This is a genomic window from Corynebacterium sp. MSK019 (assembly GCF_030232425.1).
Lineage (GTDB): Bacteria > Actinomycetota > Actinomycetes > Mycobacteriales > Mycobacteriaceae > Corynebacterium > Corynebacterium jeikeium_D.
Genome location: NZ_JASPJT010000002.1, coordinates 94,960 through 120,249, shown reverse-complemented (window position 1 = coordinate 120,249; position 25,290 = coordinate 94,960). Strand labels below are relative to the sequence as shown.

The following is a 25,290-nucleotide window of genomic DNA, read 5'->3' as shown; positions in this document are numbered from 1 at the left end:
GTTAGCGCATGCTAGGTTAGGCGACAAAACTAAAGTCGAACAGTCTATCTAGGAGATGACATGTCTGATCGCATCGCACATGCCGGTTTGCGCGGCAAGGTAATGACCGCCGACGAGGCTGCACAGTTTATCAATCATGGTGATGCCCTCGGCATCTCTGGCTTCACCGGTGCTGGCTACCCGAAGGCTCTGCCGACTGCGCTGGCAAACCGCGGCAAGGAACTCCACGCCAAGGGTGAAGAATTCGCTGTCGACATCTACACCGGCGCTTCCACCGCCCCGGACTGTGACGGCGTGATGGCAGAAGCTGACATCATCCGCTACCGCATGCCGTACCAGGGAGATCCGGCACTGCGTAAGTCCATCAACTCCGGCAAGGCAAAGTACCAGGACATCCATCTCTCCCACTCCGCGCTGTACATCGAGCAGGGCTTCCTGCCGATTGACGCCGCAATTGTAGAGGTCACTCGTATTACGGAAGATGGACACCTCATTCCGTCGTCAAGCGTTGGCAACAACGTCGAGTGGATGGACAACGCTGACAAGATCATCATTGAGGTCAACTCGTGGCAGTCCGAGGAACTCGAGGGCATGCACGACATCTACCGCATTCAGCACCTGCCTAACCGCACGCCGGTGCCGATTAATGCCCCGGGTGATCGCATTGGTACCCCTTACATCGACATCAACCTGGACAAGGTTGTCGCAGTTGTCGAGACCAACGCGCCGGACCGCAACTCCCCGTTCAAGCCGTTGGATGAGACCTCGAAGGCCATTGCTGGCCACTTCCTCGATTTCCTCGAGGGCGAAGTTCGCGCGGGTCGCCTGGCTTACGACCAGTACATCATGCAGTCGGGCGTCGGTAACGTGCCGAACGCTGTGATGGCGGGTCTGTTGGACTCCAAGTTCGAGAACATCAAGGCCTACACCGAGGTTATTCAGGACGGCATGATTGACCTGATTGACGCAGGTAAGATGACCGTCGCTTCGGCTACCTCGTTCTCCCTGTCTCCGGAAGCAGCCGAGCGCATGAACAACGAGGCTGCTCGCTACCGCAAGAACATCATCCTGCGCCCGCAGCAGATCTCCAACCACCCGGAGGTTGTCCGCCGTGTTGGTCTGATTGCCACCAACGGCATGATTGAGGCCGACATCTACGGCAACGTCAACTCTACCCACATCAACGGCAGCCGCATGATGAACGGCATCGGTGGATCCGGTGACTTCACCCGTAACGCCTTCGTTTCCTCGTTCATCTCGCCGTCGCTGGCGAAGGACGGTGCGATTTCGACTATCGTTCCGTTCGCTTCGCACATTGACCACACCGAGCACGACGCCATGGTCATCATCACCGAGCGCGGTTTCGCTGACCTGCGTGGCCTGGCACCGCGTGACCGCGTGGCTAAGATGATTTCCGTTGCACACCCGGAGTACCAGCCACTGCTGGAGGAGTACTACGAGCGCGCGCTGAAGACCGCTCCGGGTATGTCGACCCCGCACGATCTGCGCACTGCCTTCGACTTCCACGTCAACATGATTGAGAAGGGCTCGATGAAGGGCTAGGCAGTAGGGCTACGGCTGCATAGATCAGCTGGGAAACAAAAAACCCCTCCATGCGGAGGGGATTTTTTCATGCAGTAGAAGCTGCGCTAGAGACTAGCTCTAAAACGCCTAGGCGCTCAGAACTAGTCCAGCTCGAGCTGCAGAGCGTGGGTAGCGGAGATCTCCTCGGTAATCTTTCCGACGAGCTCCTCCGGAACCTCCTTGGAAACGCGCAGCACCAGGATGGCAGTCTGATCTGCTTCCTGCGGAGACAGAGCAGCAGCCTCGATGTTGATGCCGGACTCACCCAGGGTGGTAGCAACGCGACCCAGAGCGCCCGGAACGTCGTTGTACAGCAGGAAGAGGTTACGGCCCTGAGCGCGCATGTCGATGCCGCGGCCATTGATACGGACAATCTTCTCGACGCGGTTCAGGCCAGTGAGAGCACCAACGACGGTAGCGGTGGAGCCATCAGCACCGATGACCTTGACCTCGAGTACGGAGCGGTGAGAGACGGACTCCGGCTCGGTCTCGACAGTGAAGGTCACACCACGCTCTTCTGCGATACGCGGAGCGTTGACGAAAGTGACCGGTTCTTCCACCATGAGAGAGAACAGTCCACGGATTGCTGCCATACCCAGAACGTTAACGTCCTCAGTGTGCAGCTCACCGCGAGCGGTGACCTCAACAGCAGCCGGAGCGCCCTCGAGCAGACCGCCAGCAACCAGACCCAGCTCACGAGCCAGCTCGAGCCACAGGGCCACCTCTTCGCCGACAGCGCCACCGGAAACGTTGACTGCATCCGGGACGAACTCGCCAGCCAGGGCCAGCAGCACGGACTTAGCGACATCGGTACCTGCACGGTCCTGCGCCTCGACGGTGGAGGCACCCAGGTGCGGAGCACAAACAGTTTCCGGCAGGCCAAACAGCGGGGAATCCGTGCACGGCTCGGTCGCGTACACGTCGAAGCCAGCACCGCGGATGTTGCCAGCCTTGATTGCGTCGGCAAGCGCCTGCTCGTCGACGAGACCGCCGCGGGCAGCGTTGATGATGATCTGGCCCTTCTTGGCCTTGCCCAGGAGCTCAGCATCGAACATGCCAGCGGTTTCCTTGGTCTTCGGCAGGTGGATGGTCACGAAATCAGCACGAGCCATCAGGTCTTCCAGCTCAACCAGCTCGACACCGAGCTGAGCAGCACGAGCCGGGTTCGCGTACGGATCGTACGCAATGATGTTGGTCTCGAAAGCAGCGAGACGCTGCGCAAACAGCTGGCCGATGTGACCGAAACCGACGATACCGACGGTCTTGCCGAAGATTTCGACACCCTTGAAGGAAGAGCGCTTCCACTCCCCCTCACGCAGGGACGCGTCCGCAGCCGGCAGCTGGCGAGCGGTGGCCAGCAGCAGTGCGATTGCGTGCTCACATGCAGAGTGAATATTAGAGGTCGGAGCGTTGACAACCATGACGCCGCGCTTGGTAGCGGTATCGATGTCGACGTTATCCAGGCCAACGCCGGCGCGACCGACGATCTTCAGATTCGGAGCAGCCTCGAGGACTTCCTGATCCACGGTGGTAGCGGAGCGGACGAGAAGTGCGTCAGCATCACCAACCGCAGCCAGGAGCTCAGCGCGGTTCGGGCCATCTACCCAACGGACCTCAACGGAATCCCCCAATGCGTCCACAGTGGACTGTGCCAGCTTGTCGGCGATGAGGACAACGGGGCGAGCGTTCTGGCTCACAAGCATCTCCTGGTTTGTCTCGAAAAGTTTATGCAGTATGTGCGGTGTCACTTAAGAAAACTACTAAAGCGTGCACGCGCATTACGTCTCATCATAAACTCTGGGGGTGAGACACGGGGGGACTTACCTAAGCAAAACGGCGCTTACTACCCTTTGTTTAGGGAGTAAGCGCCGTTGCCCCCGACATTCAAGTCGGCAAATATTTCGCGTTATATTTTTATTTCTGCTGGTCTATAACCTACTGGTACGTAACCAACCACGGACGCGGCTCGATGTTCATGGTCTCCTCAGGAGTAAACATCGGCTGATCCTCGTCGATGAAGTTCTTCCACGCCTCGAAAATCTCCGGCTGCAAATCCTGCAGCATGACGTTCCAGGTCTCAAACTTCTCCTGCGCGGTGCCATGGCCGTCGGCATGCAGAACGAATGCGAGCTCCGGGTGCGACAGATCCAGCGTCTCACGGTCGCGAATCATCTGTAGCTGGAACTGGTGCAGCATCAGCATCTTCTGCGGAAGGTTGTTCTTACGAGTCAGCTCAGCCAGCCAATCAGCAACGCGGTTGACTTCTTCAGCCTTAACGTGACCAACCTGGGTCGCCGGAACCTGCCCCGGTTCCATCTTCCACTCCGGGTCCAGCGCCAGACCGACGTTTGGCATCTTCAGCAGTTCTTCGTAGAACTTGGCCTGGTCCAGGAAGTCTGCACTACCCGGCTGCAGGTCGATGATGACGTAGCCGCCGGCCTTGGTCATGGCCTCGACGTACGGCTTCAGAGTCTCAACCGGAGCTGGCTCGGAGTAGTCACCGCGTGGACCCGGGTCAGCCTGCGCGACCGAAGCGATAATCTCGAAGGCCGGCAGTACCGGGTCATCAGCGAACTTCTCGTACTGCTTGACGTAGTCCTTCGCACGTGCGACGGCATCCTCCGGATCATCCTCGCCCATCACGCCCAATGGAGCGACACCTGGGTGACCATACGTTGCAATCAGATGACGACCGGGGAACAGCAGTGTGCCTCCACCTGGCAGCTCCTTAACCTTGTCATCTTTGGCAAGCTCGATGGACTGATCAAACTTGTCCTTATCGCCGAAAACCTTACCCAGAGCAATCAGGGACTCGCCGTCGCGAGCAGCGGAAATCGACTCAGAGGTAGCACGCGCGTCGCCCACCGGCAACCAACTGACCTTCAGGCCAGCGGCACGGGCCGTAGCAATGGAGGCCAAACCGGTACCCGGTGCGGCCAGTGCCAATGTGTCCTTGACCTCCTTCGGAGATCCCTTCGGCAGGGTGACGCTCTCCTGTCCCTTGTCGTCCTGCCCATCGCTGGCGCGATCCTGAGCCTCCTGGTTGGCTGCCCCATCCTTCGTTGCATCGCCCTCGACGACAGTTGGCTTCTCCGGATCCATCTCAACGACAGCGCGAGTCGGCTTCGACTCCGTCTCCTTGAGAACCTTAAACTCGGTACCGACGAGCTCCTTAAGGCCATCGGTCGTACCCGGATCCGCAATGATCTGACGGCCCTCTTCCCCAGTCAGGTCAACTGCCCCCACAGTAAGGACTGTCTTTGCGCCCAGGCGGTCAATCTCTTTTTCCACATCGGCGATATCGGCGCCGGTATCACGGCCACGAGCATCCTTCTTCGGGCTCTTGGCGGTACTGTCATCTTCCGCATCTTCGGCAGAACCAGCCACTAGCATCGGCAGACCAGCAGCAACCGCGATGCCTGCCGCCCTACGCTGCTCAGCAGAGCCTGCCGAGGAAACGACAACCGCTTCCGAACTGTCGATCAGGCTTTCCGACGCTGCGATGTCGTCGCTAAGCACCGTCGATTCAGCGTCCACCTTCTTCGTGGAAACAGCGCTGTCGGAATTTCCACACGCGACCAAGGCGCTTGACCCCAACGCCAGGCTGACCGTCAGGGCAACGGTTGCCGTCACGCGCCGCGTCATTGCGGATACTCGCACATTTACCTCCGTGAAATGATTTGATTTCAACGATTAGACTATCGAACGTCTTTGTTGAGGGAGACCTTTCAACCCAGATTAGAACCCCGGATAGGACTGGGGCTACACCCGTTTGGCAGTAGTTGCTTTTGGCTCAGACGTTTATTCCACACGTCTACCCCACACGGTTCAGTGAAAGAATACTAGTGAGAGAGATACGAAAAGGGCCTCATCACGGCGGTGAAGCTCAGTGATGAAGCCCTACTTCGCGAACAAGCGAGGGATTCGCTTAAGCAACAAACTTAGGCAGTCTCAGCGCGAGCGTCGACCTTAACCCAGCTCATCAGGTCGCGCAGCTTGGAGCCGACCTCTTCAATCTGGTGGTTGTTGTAGGAAGCGCGCAGGTCCTCGAGCTCCTTGTTGCCGCCCTCGACGTTGGCAATCAGGCGCTTGGTGAAGGTGCCGTCCTGAATGTCAGACAGAATCTCGCGCATGTGCTGCTTGGTATCAGCGGTAATAACGCGCGGGCCAGACAGGTAGCCACCGAACTCAGCGGTGTCGGAGACCGAGTAGTTCATGTTGGCAATACCGCCCTCGAACATCAGGTCAACAATCAGCTTCAGCTCGTGCAGGCACTCGAAGTATGCCATCTCCGGCTCGTAGCCAGCTTCAACCAGAACCTCGAAACCGACCTTGACCAGTTCCTCGGTGCCACCACAGAGAACAGCCTGCTCACCGAAGAGGTCGGTCACAGTCTCTGCCTCGAAGGTGGTCGGGATAACGCCAGCGCGGGCGCCACCGATAGCTGCAGCGTAGGACAGAGCCAGGTCGCGGCCCTCGCCCTTCGGGTCCTGGTCAACGGCAATCAGGCACGGAACGCCCTTGCCATCGACGAACTGACGACGAACCAGGTGACCCGGGCCCTTCGGAGCAACCATACCGACGGTGATGTTGTCAGCCGGCTTGATGAGGTCGAAGTGGATGTTCAGACCGTGGCCGAAGAACAGCGCGTCGCCGTCCTTCAAGTTCGGCTCGATGTCCTCGCTGTAAACCCTTGCCTGGGTGGTGTCCGGAACCAGCACCATAATGACGTCTGCCCATGCAGCGGCATCTGCGTTGGACTTAACCTCGAAGCCAGCTTCCCGAGCCTTCACAGCGGACTTGGAGCCTTCACGCAGACCGATAACAACCTCGACACCGGACTCGCGCAGGTTCTGAGCGTGAGCGTGGCCCTGGGAACCGTAGCCCAGGATGGCAACCTTACGTCCCTGGATGATGGACAGATCAGCATCGTCGTCGTACAGCAGTTCAATAGCCATTAAAGTTAGCCTCTTTTCGAATCGGATTCGTTAAAAATCTTAGCGTTTAGTTGTTAGCGGGCCTGGAGCATCGGCTTCGGCCCACGTGCCATTGCGACGGTACCGGACTGAATGAGCTCACGGATACCAAACGGCTCGAGGACCTCCAGCAGGGCTACAAGCTTCGAGCGCTCACCCGTCGCCTCAATGATGACAGACTCTTGAGAAACGTCCACCACACGGGCACGGAAGAGATTGGCGGCATCGACTACCTGCGGACGATTGGTGTTGTCGCAGGAAACCTTCACCATCAGCAGTCCGCGCGACACCATGGTCTCTGGGGGCTGGCGGACCACTTTCAGCACGGGCACCAGCTTGTTCAGCTGCTTAGTGATCTGTTCGATCGGCAGCGTCTCCGTCTCAACCACGACGGTGATGCGGTTGACTCCCTCGGTCTCAGTTTCACCCGAGGTAATCGACTGGATGCTGAAACCTCGACGGGTGAACATGCCCGCAATGCGGACCAGAATACCCGGCTCATCGAGGGTCAACACGGATAGAGTGTGCAGTTCAGCCATTTTGGGACTCACTTCCTGTTGCTTCGGATCCCGATTAGCGGGTCTTCATGGACGGGTGGTTAGCGTCGGGCTGCTTCGCGGCGTCCTCGGCGTTGTCCACAACAGTGCCGTGGATGTCAGCCGGGGCCTCAGCTGCTGAATTCTCATCGTTGAACAGCGGGCGCAGACCGCGGGCGTATTCGACCTCATCATTGGACTTGCCAGCTGCCACCATCGGCCACACCTGAGCATCCTCACCGACAATGAAGTCAATAACCACCGGTCGGTCATTAATCTCGCGTGCCTTCTTAATCGCCGCCGCGACATCTTCCTTCTTGGTCACGCGGATCGCCACGCAGCCAAGCCCCTCGGAGAGCTGGACGAAGTCCGGCAGGTAGGAGTTATCCTCCGGGCGCAGCTTGGTGTTGGAGTAGCGCTGATCGTAGAACAGCGTCTGCCACTGACGAACCATGCCCAGATTACCGTTGTTAATCAAGGCAACCTTGATGGGAAAACCTTCCATTGCACAGGTGGTCAGCTCTTGATTGGTCATCTGGAAGCAACCATCACCGTCGATGGCCCAGACTTCCTTTTCTGGAGCAGCCGCCTTGGCACCCATCGCAGCCGGGATTGAGTAGCCCATCGTGCCGGCACCACCGGAGTTAAGCCAGGTGCGCGGGTTCTCGTACTGGACGAACTGCGCTGCCCACATCTGGTGCTGGCCGACGCCAGCGGCATAGATGGCCTCTGGACCAACGATGTCGGACAGAGTCTGAATTACAAACTGCGGAGCGATTGCACCATCAGCGGGCTCTTCCCACCCGAGGGGGAACTCGTCGCGGAGACCGTCGAGAAGCTTCAGCCAGTCGGCAATCTGCGGGCGACTAAGACCGAGCTTGGTGTAGGACTCGCTAAGTGCGGCAAGGACCTCGCGGGCATCGCCGACGATGGGAACATCAACTTCGCGGAGCTTGCCAATCTCTGCCGGGTCAATGTCGGCGTGGATTACCTTCGCGTTCGGCGCGAAGGAATTCAGATCACCGGTAACACGGTCGTCGAAACGCGCGCCAATAGTGATGAGCAGGTCGGACTTCTGCAGAGCAGCGACGGCTGACACCTTGCCGTGCATGCCCGGCATACCCATGTGCAGCGGGTGCGAGTCCGGGAATGCGCCGCGAGCCATCAGCGTGGTCACGACCGGAACCCCAGTCTGCTCGGCGAACTCGACCAGCTCCTTGGAAGCATCGGCCTTAATGACGCCACCACCGATGTAGAGCACCGGACGCTTTGCCGCAGCAATCATCTCAGCGGCTTCGTCGATCTGTCGCTGGTGCGGGGTTGTCACCGGACGGTAACCCGGCAGGTTGATCTCCGGTGGCCAGGTGAAGTCGATCATCGTGTTCTGGAGGTCCTTCGGGACATCGACCAGAACCGGACCTGGACGACCAGAAGAAGCCAGGTGGAATGCCTCAGCGAGCGCGCGCGGGATGTCCTCAGCTTCGGTGACCATGAAGTTGTGCTTCGTAATCGGCATGGTCACACCGCGGATGTCAGCCTCCTGGAAAGCGTCAGTACCCAGCAGCGGGCGACCGACCTGACCAGTGATAGCGACAACCGGAACGGAGTCCATCTGAGCATCCGCGAGCGGGGTAACCAGGTTAGTAGCACCCGGGCCGGAAGTCGCGATACAGACACCAACCTTGCCGGAAACCTGCGCGTAACCAGTGGCAGCGTGGCCAGCTCCCTGCTCGTGACGCACGAGGACGTGACGGAGCTTTTCCGAGTCATAAATCGGATCGTAGAGCGGAAGCACTGCACCACCGGGAATACCGAAGGCTACCTCGACACCAAGCTCTTCAAGGGATCGGACAATGGCTTGTGCACCAGAAATTCGCTCGGGGGCGCTGGTGCGCGCCTTAGCCGCGAATTGGGCGGGCGATGGGGTGTGCTGCTCGTGCGCGTTCACGATTTCGCTCCTGGATCATGGTGGGCAACTACTCAACACACATTCACGCAAAGAAGCTACGAATGTGGCGTTGGCTACAACCCTAACGTCCACATAGTGAGAAGTCAATCCCGTCAATTGGACACGCCATCCGTATCACACCCCGAGCACCCACCCGATTCCAACGAGAACCCCGCCCCAACTTTGGGAATCACTCTACCCAGAAACTCCCCGACCACGACCCCGGGGACACCCAAGCCTGCACACCCGAGCCCTACACGCCCGAGCCCCGCAAGCCCCAAGTCCAAAGCTCGTCTTTATGCATAATTCTTTACCTTTAAACTCAGCGCATATTAAGGCGAACGACCTACGGTGGATGGCATGGAATTCTTGCAATACATGTTGTTACGGACATGGCAATGGGTGGCCAATAACGGCCTTGCCATCGCATGTCTGGCCATTCTGCTAATTCTTGTTCCCCGTATCCGACGTTTCGTTCTGGCAATTGCGGACGGAAACATCTCCTCTTCAGAGGAGCAGTCCAAGGGACGGCGCGCACTGATTGGCGCTGTGGTTTACATCGTCGAAGTCATTGCATACTTCGTCTTAATCATCGCGATTCTGTCGAAATTCGGAATCTCACTGACCGCCGCCGCTATCCCCGCGACGGTTGTTTCCGCCGCTGTTGGTTTTGGCGCACAGGGAGTCATCGCCGACTTCCTTGGCGGACTGTTCATCATCGCCGAGAAGCAGTACGGCATTGGCGACTGGGTTGAGTTCCATGCCCCTTCGGGCACCGTGCAGGGTGACGTGGTCAATATGACATTGCGCGCCACCACCATCCGAACCCTAAACGGCGAGGAAATCATCGTGCCGAACTCCGAGGCACGCATGTGTATCAACTACTCCTCACAGTGGTCCCGTGCTGTTGTTGAAGTTCCCGTACCGATGACCGCCGGTGGCTCCATTAAGGATTTGGAAGAGCGCACTGTCGCCGCCGCCAAGCGTGCCATCGCACTGAACTCCGTCAAGGACGCAGTTCTCTCTGAGATCAAATTGCAGTCCTCCACAGAACTCAATCCGCCAACGGTTATGGGCCTGCCGTGGACCGTCACTATGCGCCTGATTGTCGATTGCAAACCGGGCGACCAATGGCTCATCGAACGCGCCATCCGCGCCGCCGTCATCGACACTTGGTGGAATGACTACGGCGAGCGCGCCCAACAGACCCCGTTTGCTCCCGCCGAAGAAATCACCGGTCATGTCCGCGATGACACGATGATCGAACAGCTCAGGCAGGCCGATGCCAAGCAGGGGCAAAAACAACAGCTTGACGACGGCGACAGCGCTCCAACCGAAGTTGTCGAAGCGGTAGCGGACGCTACTGCCCAGCCGGATACCGCAGAAACCAAACTGATGGAAACTCAGACCGTCGATAAGCAAGACGGGAACGAGCGATCCGACCTGCCGCATGCGGGTGCTGACCTCGATGATGCTCGACGCGAGCAGGAGGACAGCGGAAGCAACAACGCCATCCGCAAGCTGGTTAGCCACCCTGACTGGAAGACGCTCACGACGCGCCAGAAGATCCAGCGAATCCTCTCTGCAGGTGGACGTGCTCGCGTTTCGACAATCATGCTCTTGGCAACCCTAATTGTCCTCGGCGTTTTGAATCTGCTGACGGTCGAGACCGAGGATGGTCCGTCCGGATGGCTGGCACCGAGCAGGTGGAGCGATCGGGTAACGACACAGGAAGAGGACTCGGAAGAGTCGTCAGCTCCGCAGTCATCGAACCAGCCGACTAGTACCACACAGAGTGTGCAGCCCACCGAGACTTCACAGCAGACTCAGACATCACAGAATCAGCCGTCCGAGACTTCACAGCAGCCTCAGAGCACGCAGAACCGCGCACCTTCGACCGCCACCTCCACCGAGCCGGACTCTGACCAGAGCAACACCGACAACGAGAGCTCTGGCGGATCACAGTCGACAGACTCCACTAACAACGCGGAACCGAACTCCGCTGATACGCAATAACGCGCAACCGCCCACCGTGCATTGGCGAATCCGAACTACCCGCTACAATCAAAGGCCATGACTGACTCGACTCCACAGCCAAAAATTGCGACGCAGCGATTTCGCCCACAGAAGACGCATCTGTTCATCGTTGCGTTCATGCTCGTGCTGTGTGTAATTGCCACCGGTTTTGCCCCGTGGCTGGCCATTACCTTCCTGGCACCGTTGATTTATACGCTTTGGATTTTCCGAGTACGCACCACCGTAGGGCCACGCGGCATCACTGCGGTGTACCTATTGTCCAAGCGCCGTTCGGTGCCCTGGAGCGATTTTGCGGGCATCTTCTTCAACAAGGGCGGCCGCGCCTTTGCGGTAACCAAGTCAGATGAGCGCATCGCCCTGCCGGCCATCTCTTTTAATTCGCTGCCGGAGTTGAAGGAAGCCACTGGCGGTCTGATTCCAGATCCGATCGCTTCGGCTCGTATGGCGGAAAATGACAAGGTCGAGGTTTTCGACCGCGATGGCCACTCCGTAATGAAGAAGGTCAGTGAGGTTGAGGCTGATGCCAAGGCTAAAGGTGACGCCTCTGCCGAGTAACATATAAGCAGTCCACAAAGCCCCTAAATCTCATTATGCGGACACCAGTGACCACGAAATGAGACATTAGGGGCTTTTTGTGATTAATATGGATAATTAATTACCTTGCACCCTATCTAGGAAGGGCAGCCCCCATGATTCCCCTTCGCTCTAAAGTCACCACTGCCGGCCGTAATGCTGCAGGTGCGCGTTCGCTATGGCGCGCAACTGGCATGACCGATAACGACTTCGGCAAGCCGATTATCGCAATTGCCAACTCTTACACTCAGTTCGTTCCCGGTCACGTGCACCTGAAGGACGTTGGCGACATCGTCGCAGAAGCTGTAACCGCAGCCGGTGGCGTCCCCCGTGAGTTCAACACCATTGCTGTCGACGACGGAATTGCGATGGGCCACGACGGCATGCTCTACTCGCTGCCGTCCCGTGAGATTATTGCTGACTCTGTCGAGTACATGGTCAACGCTCACACCGCTGACGCATTGGTCTGTATTTCCAACTGTGACAAGATCACGCCGGGCATGCTCAATGCGGCTCTGCGTCTGAATATCCCGGTGGTCTTCGTTTCCGGCGGGCCGATGGAATCGGGATCGTCGATTGTTATCGATGGCGTCGTCAAGCCCGGCTCTGACCTCGTCTCGGCTATTTCTGCATCCGCGAACGACAAGGTCGATGACAAGAACCTGCTCGACATCGAGCGCTCGGCATGCCCGACCTGCGGATCGTGCTCGGGCATGTTCACTGCAAACTCGATGAACTGCCTGACCGAGGCCCTCGGCCTGTCCCTGCCGGGTAACGGTTCTACCCTGGCAACTCAGCAGGCGCGTCGCGATTTGTTCACGCGCGCCGGTGAACTGATTGTGGACCTGGCGAAGAGCTACTACCACGATGGTGACGAGTCCGTGCTGCCGCGCAACATCGCCAACCGCGACGCGTTTGTCAACGCAATGACGCTCGACGTTGCCATGGGCGGTTCCACCAACACGGTGCTGCATATTCTCGCTGCCGCCCAGGAGGGCGAGATCGACTTCGACCTCTCCGACATCGACGCGATTTCCCGCCGCGTGCCTTGTCTGTCCAAGGTGGCACCGAACTCGGACTACTACATGGAGGACGTCCACCGCGCCGGTGGTATTCCAGCCATCCTCGGCGAACTGCGCCGCGCGGGCCTGCTGCAAATGAATGTCCGCTCCGTTCACTCCCCATCTCTGGAGGAGCACCTGGACAACTGGGATATCCGCGGCGGCAAGGCCACTGACGAAGCGATTGAACTGTTCCACGCAGCCCCTGGCGGCGTGCGCACCACCGAGCCGTTCTCCACATCCAACCGCTGGGAGAGCCTGGATACGGACTCCGAAAATGGCTGCATCCGCGACTTCGACCACGCCTACACGAAGGAAGGCGGTCTGTGTGTCCTGCGCGGCAACATCGCCGAGGACGGCGCTATCCTGAAGACCGCCGGTATCGGCGAGGATCAGTTCCACTTCGAGGGCACCGCTCGCGTCGTAGAAAGCCAGGAAGAGGCTGTCTCGGTCATCTTGAACCGCACCTTGCAGCCGGGCGAAGTTCTCTTTGTCATCTACGAGGGTCCTTCCGGCGGCCCGGGCATGCAGGAGATGCTGCACCCGACCGCATTCATCAAGGGCGCTGGCCTGGGTAAGGTCTGTGCACTGGTCACCGATGGTCGCTTCTCCGGGGGTTCCTCCGGACTGTCTATCGGCCACGTTTCCCCGGAGGCCGCTGCCGGCGGCGCAATCGGTCTCGTCCGCAACGGCGACCCGGTGTACATCGATGTCGCTGAACGACGCCTTGAGATTCAGGTGTCCGACGAGGAGCTGGCCGCTCGTCGCGATGAGGAGCTCAAGCGCGATAAGCCATTTACTCCGCACAAGCCGCGTCCGCGCAAGGTCTCCAAGGCGCTGCGCGCATACGCCAAGATGGCGTCCAGTGCGGATAAGGGCGCGGTCCGCATTGTCGACTAGCTAGATCAAACCCGTTTAAAGGCCTGTGCTTACCGCACGGGCCTTTGGCGTTTCTAGAGTGGCTTTGCGCCCAGTCTTCTGCGTGGGCTTCACCAAATCCCGGTACTCGACGTCGGCAATCCCCTCAGCGACGTCCTCGGTGTGTGCATATTTGCCGCCCTCGGTAATGGCCGCCATTACATATCCGGGGCCAAAAACAACGGAAGAGTGCCACGAACGCCGGTTGGACCAGCCCATTTTCGCGCCTTCAGAGCCGGGCAGCCCGGCAAGACCAAAATTCTGTCGATAGCCATCGGCAGCAATCGGCGACCAGTGTCGCATCGCCTCGAGCACCTCAGAATTAGGATGCTTCAGACGAAGCTGGGAAATAAAAGACACCACATCTTCCGCGGTGGTCCTCGATACTCCCCACTTTTCTCCGCCGGAAGTGTTGAACAGGCCGTACTCGGTCGCAATGGAATCGACCGATTCCGGGTACTTCCGGTAAAAGTCGGCGGCCAAATCGTCGTCGGAACGCGAAATCATCTTTTCGACGCGCTCGGCATCGTCGGCAGTGCCGTGTTCGAGCACATACTGACCGATATACAACTTAATCAGGGATAGCGCCGGCAGCGGGCGTTGCGATGCCTGGCTGCTGTACCCCACGCCCACCGGCTCGTAGCTCACCGCCATTTGCGTGCGCGGGTCAGTCTCAATCAACCCTTCGGCGTTGAGGTTCATGCGCGGCAGACTCACCTCATGAGTCGGCCAGGCGCTTGCCGACGAGACGGAGGCTGCAACCTCATTGTGCTCGTCGGCAGCAGCTGTCGACGGTGAGTGGATCGACGTTGTCGCGCCTATCGAAGACATGAAAAAGACCACCGCGAGGGTGGTCTTTAGTGCGTGTCTCGACTTTGGCATAGGGGGCATTGTACCCCGCCCCTAACCGAGAACCTAGTTTAGGCCGCTCGACTGTTTGTGTAGCTGCGAACTGCCTTAGCCAACAAACGGCAGCGTGCTGGTCGTCAGCCACCACAGGCCAATTGCTGCAGCGATGGACAGAATTCCGAAGATCCAAGACGATGCCAGTGGGCGACGAGCCCAGCCGCGTCCGAAGTCGATACCGATGCGGCCCGGACCGGTGAACTGCAAGCCAAGTGCCATGGCGGTCATCAACAGTTGTAGCTGAAGGTTGCTGGAATCCTGGCCGACGATATTCACGCCATTGGCAGAGGTAGCCACATCAAACATGCTGAGGTAGGCGGACAATGCCAGCGCCAATGCTGCGGCCAGCGGTGTCGCAAGCCCTAAGATGAGCAGGGCACCCGCGATGAGCTGAACCGTTGGGATGGCAGTGGCCATCACAGGGCCGAGGGCGAAGTTGTTCTGGCTAAACTGTGTCTCCAGCGCAGTGGTGCCACCGGAGTTGCCCCAGCCGAGCAGCGTTGTCAGACCATGGACCAGCAGTAGCGCACCCAATCCAAGACGCAGCAGCAGGAGGCCGAAGTCAGTGGTACCGCGACGGAACTCCGGTTCGTTGTCGTCGTAGAAGTCCGTGTCTTCATCGTCGTCAGCAGCGGCGGTAGTCGTAGCAGCAGTTGCCCCGGCGGCTCCTACGCCTGCTCCTGCAACACCAGCGGCGCCAGCTGCACCAGCGGTATCGCGGGACGCAGCCGGTTCAGCGAAATCCGATTCATCGAAATACTGAGTCTCAGCTGCGGAATTGCGTGAAGAGTCATAGGTCGGCTCCGCCTCATCGTCGAATGCTGGCTGTGCTTCCGACTTATTTGCAGTAGCTCCCGCTGCGGACGCTCCTGCCGCTTCAGAAGCCGAGAAGGCTTGCGTCGGCTGGCTGAAATCCTCGTCTGAATCAACGCGCTCACTACGAGCCGGCTGCTCAAAGATTTCGGTTGCCTCCGACTCCGGGGCTACCTCCGACTCTTTATCAGTCGCGGGCGCTGACTCAGTTTCAGCCTGTTCATCCCGCGGCGAAGGCTTACCGGCAGGGCTAATCACCTGAGGTGCCGTGCGGCCTGCAGCGGCGTAGGCGTCGTAGCGCTTCTTCGGCTCATCCTGAACTTCAGGCTCCGGTTCCGAGCTCGGCTCAACCTCTGTCTCTGCCACTGTCTCTGATGCAGCGGTAGGTTCCGGAGTCAGGTTTTCTTGGTCTGCCTCCGACTCCTCCGCTACGCGCTTTTCCGGCACACCCGGAAAAATCTGCGTTGCGGTGTTGTCGCTGTCGTCACGGTTTGTTTCTTCGTTCATTGGCTCAGCGAGCTTGCGGTAGGTCGGGACGTCGAGATCGTCATCGAATCCGTCCTCCACATTCTCGAGGGCGCGGTCGTTCGGGTACTTCTCTGAGTCGCTCACATCGTCCACATTAAAACTACTGCCTCACTTTTGGTCGCAGGCGTGGCCGGGAAACGAGGCTGTATTGTGTATGCCTATGGGATTCCACCTCGTCCACACCAGCAGTGCACAGGCTCGCGCTCGCGGGCGGCGTCGTCGTGCTGCGCTCGCCGCTGGTGTCGTCGGGATGGTCTCTCTTTCCGGCTGCATGAGTGCCTCGAGCGCGCTTGAGTCACCGTTTACTGAAGACAAGTCGGAACCGACAGGCATTGCCATGCCGAAGTTTTCCTCCCCTGATTTGCCCTCTACCCCGGTCCCAACCACGGAAAGCAAAGCCAAAGACAAAGGTCCCTGCGACCTCGACGATGTCACTCTCGCGGCCTGCCTACCGCTTACCACCGCGCTAGCCTCAACCGGCCCTGGGGAGGCTCTCGTCGCCACCGACGACGGTGCACTCACCGTTGTCGCACCGGGTAAGACACCGCGTGAGGTCGCACGGCTCGGCGCCCCTGCAAAACAACTGCTGCCCAGTCCCTCGGTTGAAGAGGACCGTCAGGTCTTTGTTTTGCGTAACGACGACACCATTGCGCGCGTCACCCTCGTGGAGGGCAGCACCGCTGATGTGCGCGAACTTCCGGACCTCAGCGAGCCCGGCATTCTCGGAATCTATTTTGACCGAACTTCGGACACCCTGTCCCCGCGCAAATTGCTCGTGGGAGATCCAGGCATTGAGTTTCAGCAGTTCTGCCATGGTCCGGACGGAATGCCGCCGTTGGCAACCGCCATTCTCGACGGCACCCCACAGCTGGTTCAGCTCACCGGCCCTGTGATTAATCCCCTCGGCGGTGTGGACCTGAACGATTCCATCGGTGGATGCGCAGTGATGGGTGACCGCGTGGTCATTGCCATCCCAGACGCGCAGAAGGTCATCTCCATGCCGGTGGGTCCGAAGTCAAGTGGGCCCGACGCGGCGTGGGAGGTCAAGGGTTCCCCTGAAGTGCTTGTCGACGGCGACTTCGGCCACATCTCGTATGTAGCGGCTGTCGCAGCAAATCAGGGTATTGAAGTTTGGGGTGCCACGACCAACAAAACCGCCGGGGCACAACCGTCGGAGTCCGACGAGCGCGTCGTCAGACTGCCGAGCGATGGTGCCGCCGGCGGTTCCCCGGATTAGCTTTCAGGGAGGCTAGCTCAGCTTCTTCGCAATCAGCTGGTTGACCTGAGCCGGGTCTGCCTTGCCGCGGGTGGCCTTCATGACCTGCCCCACGATGGCACCGACGACCTTCTTGTTGCCAGCTCGGTACTTCTCGACGATGTCCGGGTTAGCAGCCAGTGCATCGTCGACGGCCTTCTCAATAGCACCGTCGTCGCGAACGACCTCCAGGCCACGGGCAGCAACGACCTCATCAACATCGCCCTCGCCTGCGAGCACGCCGTCAACGGCCTTACGGGCCAGCTTGTTGGTCAGCTTGCCCTCTTCAATCAGTGCAATCACACGTGCAACCTGTGCCGGGGTAATCGCGAGCTCAGCCAGCTCCACGCCTGCCTCGTTGGCCTTCTGCGCCAGGTAAGCGACCCACCAGGAACGAGCCTCAGCCGGGCCGGCACCAGCCTCAACGGTGTCGACAATCAGGTCGAGAGCGCCGGCGTTAACCAGGTCGCGCATTTCCTCGTCCTTCAGACCCCACTCTTCCTGAATACGGGCACGACGCACCCACGGCAGCTCCGGCAGAGTTGCGCGGATTTCCTCCACCCACTCACGCGGCGCAATCACAGGTGGCAGATCCGGGTCGTTGAAGTAGCGGTAATCCGACTGCGATTCCTTCGGGCGGCCCTTGGAGGTCGTGCCGTCGGTCTCCTGGTAGTGGCGGGTTTCCTGAACGATCTCCTCGCCATTAGTAATCGCAGCAGCCTGGCGCTGCATCTCGTAGCGAACAGCCTGTTCAACCGACTTCAGGGAGTTGATGTTCTTAGTCTCGGTACGAGTGCCGAACTCCTCCTGGCCGATTGGGCGCAGGGAAACGTTGGAGTCCACACGCATCGAGCCCTGGTCCATGCGGGCATCGGAGACACCGAGGGACTTCACCAGGTCACGCAGCGCAGAAACGTACGCACGAGCAACCTCTGGGGCACGCTCCCCTGCACCGAGAATTGGCTTAGTAACGATCTCAATCAGCGGAATACCTGCGCGGTTGCAGTCCACCAGCGAACGCGTGGCGCCGTGAATACGACCATCGGCACCGCCCAAGTGCGTCAGCTTGCCGGTGTCTTCTTCCATGTGAGCGCGCTCGATTTCGACACGGAACTCCGTGCCGTCGTCAAGCTGAACGTCAAGATATCCGTCGTAGGCGATTGGTTCGTCGTACTGCGAAATCTGGTAGTTCTTCGGCTGGTCCGGGTAGAAGTAGTTCTTGCGCGCGAAGCGGGAGGACTCAGCAATCTCGCAGTTCAGCGCCAGGCCAATCTTGATGGCCCACTCAACGCCCTGACGGTTAACCACAGGCAGCGCGCCAGGTAGGCCGAGGCTGCAGGGATCGACGTTGCTATTCGGCTCGGCACCAAAGTGCGCCGAGGAGGAGGAGAACATCTTGGTATTCGTCGAGAGCTCGACGTGAACCTCCATGCCCATTACCGGGTCAAAACGTTCGAGGACCTCATCAAAGTCCATCAAGTCATCAGCGTATGCAGCGGTCATGTTTGTAGAGTCTACTAGCGATGGCCCCGCAGGCGTGCCCTAGGGTATAAGTCGTGCCCGGAGTTAACGAACACCCACCGATTCCACCGACGTCAGCACGCGATACGCCAACGTTCCGCGACGCCGCTGACCGCCACCGCGCAGGCGCTACTTTCGACAACGACCTGCAGGAAAGCGCCGACGGAGCCACGGGCTACCACCGCGTGCGCCCCGGATATCCTCCAACCGTCATCGAAGCGCTTACCCGTCTCGCACCGCACCCACAGGTAGTCGCCGATATCGGCGCCGGCACTGGGAAGCTCACCGCCTCGCTTGCCGACGTCTACCGCGATGCCACCCTGCTGGCACTCGATCCCTCCACCGCGATGCGGCAAGCACTGATGCACAATGTGCCAGCGGCGGAATGCCTGGAAGGCACTGCGGAGCGCACGGGACTGGAGTCCAACAGCGTCGATGTAGCAACATGTGCGCAGACATGGCACTGGGTGGACCCGACAGCTGCAAGTAAAGAACTCACTCGGGTGCTACGCGCGGATAGCGTGGCTATGTTGGTGTGGAACACCTTGGATGTTTCCGTACCGTGGGTGCATCGGCTCAGCCGCATAATGCACGCCGGCGACGTGTTGCGTCCCGGCTTCTACCCCGAGGTTGGCCCGGAGCTGGAGCTAGTCGATGAGGTGCGTCTGGCCTGGGAGCAGACACTGACCATCGAGGACATCGTGCTGCTGGCACGAACCCGTTCCTATTGGCTTCGTTCCAAGCCCGCCACTCGCGCCAAGGTGGAGGCGAACTTGCATTGGTATCTCCACGAACACTTGGGGCACACATACGAAGAAGGCATCGCCCTTCCCTACCGGTGCGATGCCTTCTATTTTCGAGCTGCCTAAATTTTCGAGCTGCCTAGTCGCGCTAGTTACTTTTCTTTCTTCGGCTTAGGGTGAGCCACGCGCTTGAATGCATTCTTAGTCTGTCCGGCAAGCTTCTTCGGCGCAGTGGCTGTGGCCTCGCCTGGGAAGGAGTCCCTCGCGGTCTCGCGAGGATTGTCATCATCGGAGGCTTCCTCGATTTCGGAAAGTTTCTCCAGGCGCTCATTATCCTTTTCTACGATGCGCTCGGCGTCATCCTCGGTGAATTCAACATTATCGTCGCTGACCAGTTCCTCGACGATGTCGTCGCGGACGCTCTCCTGAAGATCGACGTTGGAAATGTTGGAGTTGGCCAAAGCGCGGTCGAGCTTCTTCTGATCGGCGGTGGTGAACTTCTTGTTCGGGTGCATCTTCCGGCGTGCGAGCTTACGGATACGGCCGCGACGCTTCGACTCCTCCATCAGCTTGTTACGTCCAGCCAGGTACGCACCACACAGAATCACGATAAGAGCGATACCGACGTAGCCAAGGGCCGGGTAGATGGAGCCAACCAGGGCCTTGAACCCAAAGAAACTTAGGCCAAAACCAATCAGCACCGTCACGATGAATACCAGGCGGAAACGCTGCGGGGTATTGCGTGTTAGGCGGCGGCCCAGCGCGTAGAACATGCCAATGGCCGTGTTGAAAATCATGGCGTAGATGATGATTGCCATCACGGTACCCAGGACCGGGTGGATGTCATTGACGATTGCCAGGGTCGGCATATCTTCGTGGCCAACATCCTTGACCTTGAAGAAGAGGGCAAAGGTCACCAGCGTCAGCAGACCTGCATAGATGCTCCCGCCCATGAGACCACCAATGCCAGCTTCACGCGGGTTCAGGTAGCTACCGCCGATGACAATCGACATCGATACGGCCACCATCACACAGAAACCGACATAGTTCAGGGCAGAAATAGACCAGTGTGGCAGCGATGTCGACAGTTCATTGGTGTACTGCGCGGCCTCCGACATCGACGTGTCGGTGGTGAACAAAGTGTAGATACCGGCTCCAAGCAGGAACACGATAATGAATGGAGTGATCATGCCAATCACGCGGCTGACCTTGTCGGCATCCAGCATGCCTACACCCAAAGTCAGGGCAACCATGATGACGGCGCCAATCCACACCTCAAGTCCGAACTGCTGGTTCAAGTTCGCACCGGCACCGGCGAACATGACGAAGCCGGTACAGAACAGCGTGATCATCACGGCGATATCCAAAATCTTCGAAACCCAACTGCGGGTGATTACGTCGAAGACCTCGGAGTGCTCATCAGCCTGCAAGTAGCTGGCAATTGACAGCACTGCCAGGCCACTGGCAATCATCACGACGGAGGCAAGTACCACGCCCCACAAGCCGTTAGTGCCAAATGCCACGAAGTACTGCATCATTTCCTGGCCGGATGCGAATCCGGCACCGACAGTTAGGCCGACAAAGGCCATCGCGATTGTTGTGGCTCTTTTCCACATAACGAGAAAATCCTAAATATAAGTCTATTTTTCAAAAACCGGAACCTTACAAAGCATACTGCCCGAGCTGGTGATTGATACACCAGCTCGGGCAGTATGCCTATTTTGTTACGAAGATGTGCCTAAATGTTTAGCAACGCGTGCTTAACCGACGCGTTTAACCAAACAGCGCAGCAGCTGCGCGGTAACGGCCATCCGGCACAACCTTCAACTCAGCAACCGCATCGTCGATGTCGATACGCTCGATGTTCTCACCGTGCAGAGCGACGATCTTGCCGAAGTCCCCCTCGTGTACTGCTCGGGTGGCGTGGACACCGTAGCGGGTAGCAAGCACGCGGTCGTACGCAGTCGGCGTACCGCCACGCTGAATGTGACCCAGCACCGTGGTGCGAACGTCGTACCCGGTGCGCTTCTTAATCTCCGCACCAATAACCTGACCAATGCCGTTGAAGGTTTGGTGGCCGAACTGGTCGACACCGCCCTCTTCGTACTCCATGGTGCCCGGCTTCGGGGTGGCGCCCTCAGCGACGACGATAATGCCGTACTTCTCACCCATCTGGAAACGGCGCTCCATCGACTTCACAATCTCGTTGATGTCGAATGGCTTTTCCGGAATGACAATGTGGTGAGCACCGCCGGCCATACCCGCATGCAAAGCGATCCAGCCCACGTGTCGACCCATGACCTCAACAATCATGACGCGCTGGTGGGATTCCGCAGTGGTGTGCAGACGGTCAACCGCGTCGGTGGCAACAGCCACAGCCGTGTCGAAACCGAAGGTGTAGTCCGTACCGTTGACGTCATTATCAATAGTCTTCGGAACACCGACGACCGGCACCCCATTGTCCGAAAGCCACTTGCCGGCCTTCAGCGTACCTTCGCCACCGATTGGGATCAGGGCATCGATGCCCGCATCAGAGAGATTTTCCTTGATGCGGTCGAGGTTAGACATGAGAATGTCCGGATGCACGCGGCCGGTGCCCAGCATCGTGCCGCCACGCAGCAGCATACGGTCAATCCGCTCATCGTCGTAAAGCTGGACCCTACGGTCTTCCATAAGACCAATCCAACCGTCCTCAAAACCGACGACGGTTGAGCCGTACTCGCTCGAGCTGGTACGGACAATTGCACGGATAACGGCATTCAGACCGGGACAATCTCCACCGGAGGTAAGGGTCGCAATTCGCATGATGCCCACCTTAGTCGCGTTAGTCAGTTCGTGCTTGACGGCCTTGGTCGAAACTACTTCTGCAGGTACTCCTGCCCTGGTAGCTCAGACGGTAGCTCCATCTTCGTCGTCACCTCCGACGCCGGCACAAGACCATATTCCTCGAGCGCCTTGCGCACGTACTCTGCGGCATCGACGTTCAGCGGAGACTCCGTCCACAATGCAATCGGCAGGTTAATAAAGCGGTTCTCCTTGACCGCCTCGAGATCCTTCGTTGCCGGATTCGTGCGCAAAACCTTGATTTTCTCTTCGAAGGTCTGACCTGGGTAGTCCACAAGCGCGATGAAGTCAGGATTCATCTCCGCGACATGCTCCCAGGAGGTCGTAGTCCAAGTGTCCTTAATCGACTCGGTCGCATTGATTGCACCGGCCTTTTCCAGGATGCCCTGCGGTGCGCCAAAGGAACCCGAGGTAATTGGTGCTTCACCGACAGAATCAAAGAGGAAGCCCACTGGCTTCTTATCTCCCTTTGGCGCGGCATCCAGGGCTTGCAGTCGGTTATCAATATCTGCAATAACCTTGTCGCCCTCACCGTCGTGTCCGGTCAAGGTAGCGATATTCTTCAAATCAATTTTGACAGCTTCCCACGGATCCACCAGACCACGAGTATGCCCCGGGTCGCCACTGCCTTCCTTGCCCGCCGAGGCTGCGTCACCAGTACGGCAAGATTCCGTCAGGGTGTAGGCACCGATACCGTGCTCGGAAAGCGATTCCGGGGTAATGCCCTTGTCTTCACTAAAGCCATAGCCCCAGCCCGCCAGCATCACATCCGGTTCGGCCGCAATGACCTGCTCCAGATTCGGGTATTCCTTCGCAACTTCTGGCTTCTGCGCAATTGCATCGCCATAAGCTGCGGTCAACACCGGCAGATGCGAGGCCATAGAGCTCACCGCTGTGATCTCATCCGCAGCACCGACAGCCAGCGCCAGCGAAGCAATATTGCCGTCATTAATCAGCAGCTTTTTAGCTACACCCGGGTAGCTGACTTCTTCACCGCAGTTGGTGAGGGTAAGGCCTGACGACGAGGCCTGCGTTCCCTCATCAGAGCCACAGGCGGCGGCTCCGAATGCCAGAGCAGCCACAGCGATACCAGCTGCTGAGGCACGAAGGGGACGTCGGAAAGCATGTGCGTTATTCAAGGGAGTACTCCTAGTTGATGGTGGCAGCATCCAGCTCGCTATCGATTGCGAGGTGGCGGCGGCCAGCGGGGGAATTGAGCTGACAGGATTCAACCTGAAAGATTTGGGCGACAAAGTCGCGGGTAAGCACTTCTGCGGGAATGCCGTCGGCCGCGATACCGCCGTCCGCGACCACGATGACGCGGTCGAAGTGGTTCATCACCAGATCCAAGTCGTGGATCGCGGCAATGACACACGCTCCGCTGGAGCGGGCCAGGCGGAGGACGGATTGTTGATGGCGCACGTCGAGGTGGTTAGTGGGCTCGTCGAGAAGCATGATTGGCGAGTCCTGGGCGATGGCACGCGCCAGACACACGCGACGACGTTGCCCACCCGAGAGTTGCCCACACAGGCGTTGCGCGACCGTTTCCAGACCTACGAGCTCCAGCGCACGGTCGACGTGGGAATTGTCCTCGGCAGTGTTGCCACCAAAAAGGCGCTGGTAGGGCAAGCGCCCCAGGGAGACAAAGTCGCGCACGCGCATTTCGGCGGGTGGAACCTCGTTTTGCGCGACGAAAGCCAAATCGCGGGCGCGGTGCTTCGAGCTGATTGAGCTCATCGATTTGCCGTTAATCTCGACCTCGCCCGTGGCCGGTTTCGTGATTCCACCGAGCGCACGCAGCAACGTGGATTTACCCGCGCCGTTAACACCAATGATGGCGGTCATGGGTTCTGCACCGAAGTTGAGGTTGACTCCGCTGACAATCGTGCGCCCAGCGATATCACAGCGCACATCTTTAGCGGCGAGTACAGATTTTTGTAGAGCGCTCATTTACTCAGCACCTCCGTAGCTGTAGTGCGAGCGGCTCATGAGGTAGAGGAAAAGTGGTGCGCCAACCAATCCCGTGACTACTCCCAGCGGCATTTCCTGGCTTCCGCCCACTACGCGCGCGATGATGTCCACCCAGATGAGAAACAGTCCACCCATGAGGGCAGCAACCGGTAGGACAACGCGGTGCGTGGCCCCTACCAAGATGCGGGTCAAGTGTGGAATCACCAGGCCGACAAACCCGATGCCGCCAGAGACCGCAACGAGCGTGCCAACGAGGACAGCCTGGAGCACAAATACCTGTGTGCGTAGCCGAGAAACATCAATACCTACGGCCGCTGCGGTGCTCTCACCAGTTGCCAGCGCATCCAGATGACGGGCTTTGACCAGGAAAAACAACAGTACTGCGATGAGGACAATGAGCGGGAAGAGCGTCTTCAGCCATGTCGCACCGGCAACAGAGCCCAGCATCCAAAACATCACGGACTGCGCGGCCCTCGGGTCTGGCCCAGCGAAGACCATGAAGCTACTCAGCGCGGAAAACGCAGCGGAGAGCACAACGCCGGAGAGCACCAAACGCAGCGGAGTCAGCCCACCGCCTGCAGTGGCGAAAGCACCGACCGCGAGGGTGGCCATTACTGCACCGAGGAGTGCACCGAATGTCAGCGGCGCGATGGGGCTACCGGAGAAAGCACCAAAGATAATCACCGCGGTCGCACCGGCACCGGCGCCGGCGGAAATACCTAGCAGATATGGGTCTGCCAACGGGTTACGGACCAATGTCTGCATAGCCACACCGGAGACAGCTAGCCCCGCCCCTACAATCGCTGCGAGAATTCCCCGGGGAGCGCGGAGATTCCAGACGATGGTGTCCGAACTGGCGGGCACAGATTCATCGAGCTCAGTGCCGAAGATGTGATGCGAAATGACCTGTGTCGTGGTGGACCAGGTGATATCCGCCGAGCCGAAGACCACCGCAGCGACCAGACTGACGGCAATGGCTATGACAATGACCAGCCCATAGATCCAAGGCATAAATCGTGGTGGGTTTTTAATTCTGACTCTCTCCATGTTTGCGTTCCTGCGCATGTATGAAACTT

At 58.9% G+C, this 25,290-nt stretch carries 19 protein-coding genes; 6 read left to right on the top strand and 13 right to left on the bottom strand.

The features are described from left to right. Nucleotides 1-60 precede the first annotated feature (60 nt). Complete coding sequence (gene scpC, locus QP982_RS01725) at nt 61-1,563, top strand: succinyl-CoA:acetate CoA-transferase ScpC (protein WP_070833681.1); 1,503 nt, start codon at nt 61-63, stop codon at nt 1,561-1,563. 122 nt (nt 1,564-1,685) lie between these two features. On the opposite strand, the gene serA is transcribed toward scpC, so the two are convergent. The 5 genes from serA to QP982_RS01700 all read right to left on the bottom strand — a co-directional run bounded on the left by serA (nt 1,686) and on the right by QP982_RS01700 (nt 9,044). Beyond that, nucleotides 1,686-3,281, bottom strand: a complete 1,596-nt coding sequence (gene serA, locus QP982_RS01720; RefSeq protein ID WP_049190146.1) for a phosphoglycerate dehydrogenase — start codon at nt 3,279-3,281, stop codon at nt 1,686-1,688. Nucleotides 3,282-3,519: 238 nt separating this feature from the next. Next, nucleotides 3,520-5,244: a hypothetical protein gene (locus tag QP982_RS01715; RefSeq protein ID WP_049194074.1), complete on the bottom strand. Its 1,725-nt coding sequence runs from the start codon at nt 5,242-5,244 to the stop codon at nt 3,520-3,522. 281 nt (nt 5,245-5,525) lie between these two features. Next, nucleotides 5,526-6,542 (bottom strand): ketol-acid reductoisomerase, encoded by a 1,017-nt coding sequence (ilvC, locus tag QP982_RS01710; RefSeq protein WP_049194075.1) that lies wholly within the window; start codon nt 6,540-6,542, stop codon nt 5,526-5,528. A 53-nt stretch (nt 6,543-6,595) separates the two neighbouring features. Continuing rightward, nucleotides 6,596-7,099 carry an acetolactate synthase small subunit gene (gene ilvN, locus QP982_RS01705; protein ID WP_048735338.1) on the bottom strand — a complete coding sequence of 168 codons (504 nt, stop codon included), beginning with the start codon at nt 7,097-7,099 and terminating at the stop codon, nt 6,596-6,598. 34 nt (nt 7,100-7,133) lie between these two features. Beyond that, the gene (locus tag QP982_RS01700; RefSeq protein WP_069358810.1) at nt 7,134-9,044 is read right to left on the bottom strand and encodes an acetolactate synthase large subunit; all 1,911 of its coding nucleotides are present in this window, start codon (nt 9,042-9,044) and stop codon (nt 7,134-7,136) included. Between the two features lie 360 nt (nt 9,045-9,404). Between QP982_RS01700 and QP982_RS01695 the strand changes: the two genes are divergently transcribed. The 3 genes from QP982_RS01695 (at nt 9,405) to ilvD (ending at nt 13,615) form a co-directional block, all read left to right on the top strand. Further along, nucleotides 9,405-11,060, top strand: a complete 1,656-nt coding sequence (locus tag QP982_RS01695) for a mechanosensitive ion channel family protein (RefSeq protein ID WP_049194136.1) — start codon at nt 9,405-9,407, stop codon at nt 11,058-11,060. A 57-nt stretch (nt 11,061-11,117) separates the two neighbouring features. Then, nucleotides 11,118-11,636: a PH domain-containing protein gene (locus tag QP982_RS01690; protein ID WP_284870119.1), complete on the top strand. Its 519-nt coding sequence runs from the start codon at nt 11,118-11,120 to the stop codon at nt 11,634-11,636. Nucleotides 11,637-11,770: 134 nt separating this feature from the next. Further along, nucleotides 11,771-13,615, top strand: a complete 1,845-nt coding sequence (gene ilvD / locus QP982_RS01685; protein ID WP_069358811.1) for a dihydroxy-acid dehydratase — start codon at nt 11,771-11,773, stop codon at nt 13,613-13,615. Between the two features lie 15 nt (nt 13,616-13,630). Here the strand turns inward: ilvD and QP982_RS01680 are convergent, their stop codons facing one another. Further along, on the bottom strand, nt 13,631-14,515 hold the full coding sequence (locus QP982_RS01680; protein WP_284870118.1) for a hypothetical protein: 885 nt from the start codon (nt 14,513-14,515) through the stop codon (nt 13,631-13,633). Nucleotides 14,516-14,590: 75 nt separating this feature from the next. Then, entirely contained in the window at nt 14,591-15,964 is a 1,374-nt protein-coding gene (locus QP982_RS01675; protein ID WP_284870116.1) for a DoxX family membrane protein, read from the bottom strand. Nucleotides 15,965-16,040: 76 nt separating this feature from the next. Between QP982_RS01675 and QP982_RS01670 the strand changes: the two genes are divergently transcribed. Then, nucleotides 16,041-17,117, top strand: a complete 1,077-nt coding sequence (locus tag QP982_RS01670) for a glucose dehydrogenase (protein WP_224783716.1) — start codon at nt 16,041-16,043, stop codon at nt 17,115-17,117. Nucleotides 17,118-17,129: 12 nt separating this feature from the next. Here the strand turns inward: QP982_RS01670 and gatB are convergent, their stop codons facing one another. Beyond that, on the bottom strand, nt 17,130-18,638 hold the full coding sequence (gene gatB / locus QP982_RS01665; RefSeq protein WP_016422487.1) for an Asp-tRNA(Asn)/Glu-tRNA(Gln) amidotransferase subunit GatB: 1,509 nt from the start codon (nt 18,636-18,638) through the stop codon (nt 17,130-17,132). Between the two features lie 53 nt (nt 18,639-18,691). Here gatB and QP982_RS01660 point away from each other — a divergent pair, with 53 nt between their 5' ends. Further along, a complete protein-coding gene (locus QP982_RS01660) occupies nt 18,692-19,525 on the top strand; it encodes a class I SAM-dependent methyltransferase (protein ID WP_049194081.1) in 834 nt (277 codons plus the stop codon). A 26-nt stretch (nt 19,526-19,551) separates the two neighbouring features. Here the strand turns inward: QP982_RS01660 and QP982_RS01655 are convergent, their stop codons facing one another. From QP982_RS01655 to QP982_RS01635, 5 genes are all read right to left on the bottom strand, one after another. After that, nucleotides 19,552-21,015 carry a membrane protein gene (locus tag QP982_RS01655; protein ID WP_049172094.1) on the bottom strand — a complete coding sequence of 488 codons (1,464 nt, stop codon included), beginning with the start codon at nt 21,013-21,015 and terminating at the stop codon, nt 19,552-19,554. 157 nt (nt 21,016-21,172) lie between these two features. Next, nucleotides 21,173-22,204, bottom strand: coding sequence for an ATP-dependent 6-phosphofructokinase (locus QP982_RS01650; protein ID WP_038628534.1), 1,032 nt, complete (start codon nt 22,202-22,204; stop codon nt 21,173-21,175). A 53-nt stretch (nt 22,205-22,257) separates the two neighbouring features. Further along, complete coding sequence (locus tag QP982_RS01645; RefSeq protein WP_049172092.1) at nt 22,258-23,382, bottom strand: ABC transporter substrate-binding protein; 1,125 nt, start codon at nt 23,380-23,382, stop codon at nt 22,258-22,260. 10 nt (nt 23,383-23,392) lie between these two features. After that, nucleotides 23,393-24,193, bottom strand: a complete 801-nt coding sequence (locus tag QP982_RS01640) for an ABC transporter ATP-binding protein (protein WP_049194082.1) — start codon at nt 24,191-24,193, stop codon at nt 23,393-23,395. Continuing rightward, on the bottom strand, nt 24,194-25,261 hold the full coding sequence (locus tag QP982_RS01635) for a FecCD family ABC transporter permease (RefSeq protein ID WP_080985638.1): 1,068 nt from the start codon (nt 25,259-25,261) through the stop codon (nt 24,194-24,196). It lies immediately after the preceding gene. Nucleotides 25,262-25,290: the final 29 nt, after the last annotated feature.

Bases quoted from the DNA above. Each gene is read 5' to 3' on its own strand.
- scpC (WP_070833681.1), top strand. From the start codon at position 61: ATGTCTGATCGCATCGCACATGCCGGTTTGCGCGGCAAGGTAATGACC.
- ilvC (WP_049194075.1), bottom strand. From the start codon at position 6,542: ATGGCTATTGAACTGCTGTACGACGACGATGCTGATCTGTCCATCATC.
- ilvN (WP_048735338.1), bottom strand. From the start codon at position 7,099: ATGGCTGAACTGCACACTCTATCCGTGTTGACCCTCGATGAGCCGGGT.
- QP982_RS01695 (WP_049194136.1), top strand. From the start codon at position 9,405: ATGGAATTCTTGCAATACATGTTGTTACGGACATGGCAATGGGTGGCC.
- QP982_RS01690 (WP_284870119.1), top strand. From the start codon at position 11,118: ATGACTGACTCGACTCCACAGCCAAAAATTGCGACGCAGCGATTTCGC.
- ilvD (WP_069358811.1), top strand. From the start codon at position 11,771: ATGATTCCCCTTCGCTCTAAAGTCACCACTGCCGGCCGTAATGCTGCA.
- QP982_RS01680 (WP_284870118.1), bottom strand. From the start codon at position 14,515: ATGCCAAAGTCGAGACACGCACTAAAGACCACCCTCGCGGTGGTCTTT.
- QP982_RS01670 (WP_224783716.1), top strand. From the start codon at position 16,041: ATGGGATTCCACCTCGTCCACACCAGCAGTGCACAGGCTCGCGCTCGC.
- gatB (WP_016422487.1), bottom strand. From the start codon at position 18,638: ATGACCGCTGCATACGCTGATGACTTGATGGACTTTGATGAGGTCCTC.
- QP982_RS01655 (WP_049172094.1), bottom strand. From the start codon at position 21,015: ATGTGGAAAAGAGCCACAACAATCGCGATGGCCTTTGTCGGCCTAACT.
- QP982_RS01650 (WP_038628534.1), bottom strand. From the start codon at position 22,204: ATGCGAATTGCGACCCTTACCTCCGGTGGAGATTGTCCCGGTCTGAAT.
- QP982_RS01640 (WP_049194082.1), bottom strand. From the start codon at position 24,193: ATGAGCGCTCTACAAAAATCTGTACTCGCCGCTAAAGATGTGCGCTGT.
- QP982_RS01635 (WP_080985638.1), bottom strand. From the start codon at position 25,261: ATGGAGAGAGTCAGAATTAAAAACCCACCACGATTTATGCCTTGGATC.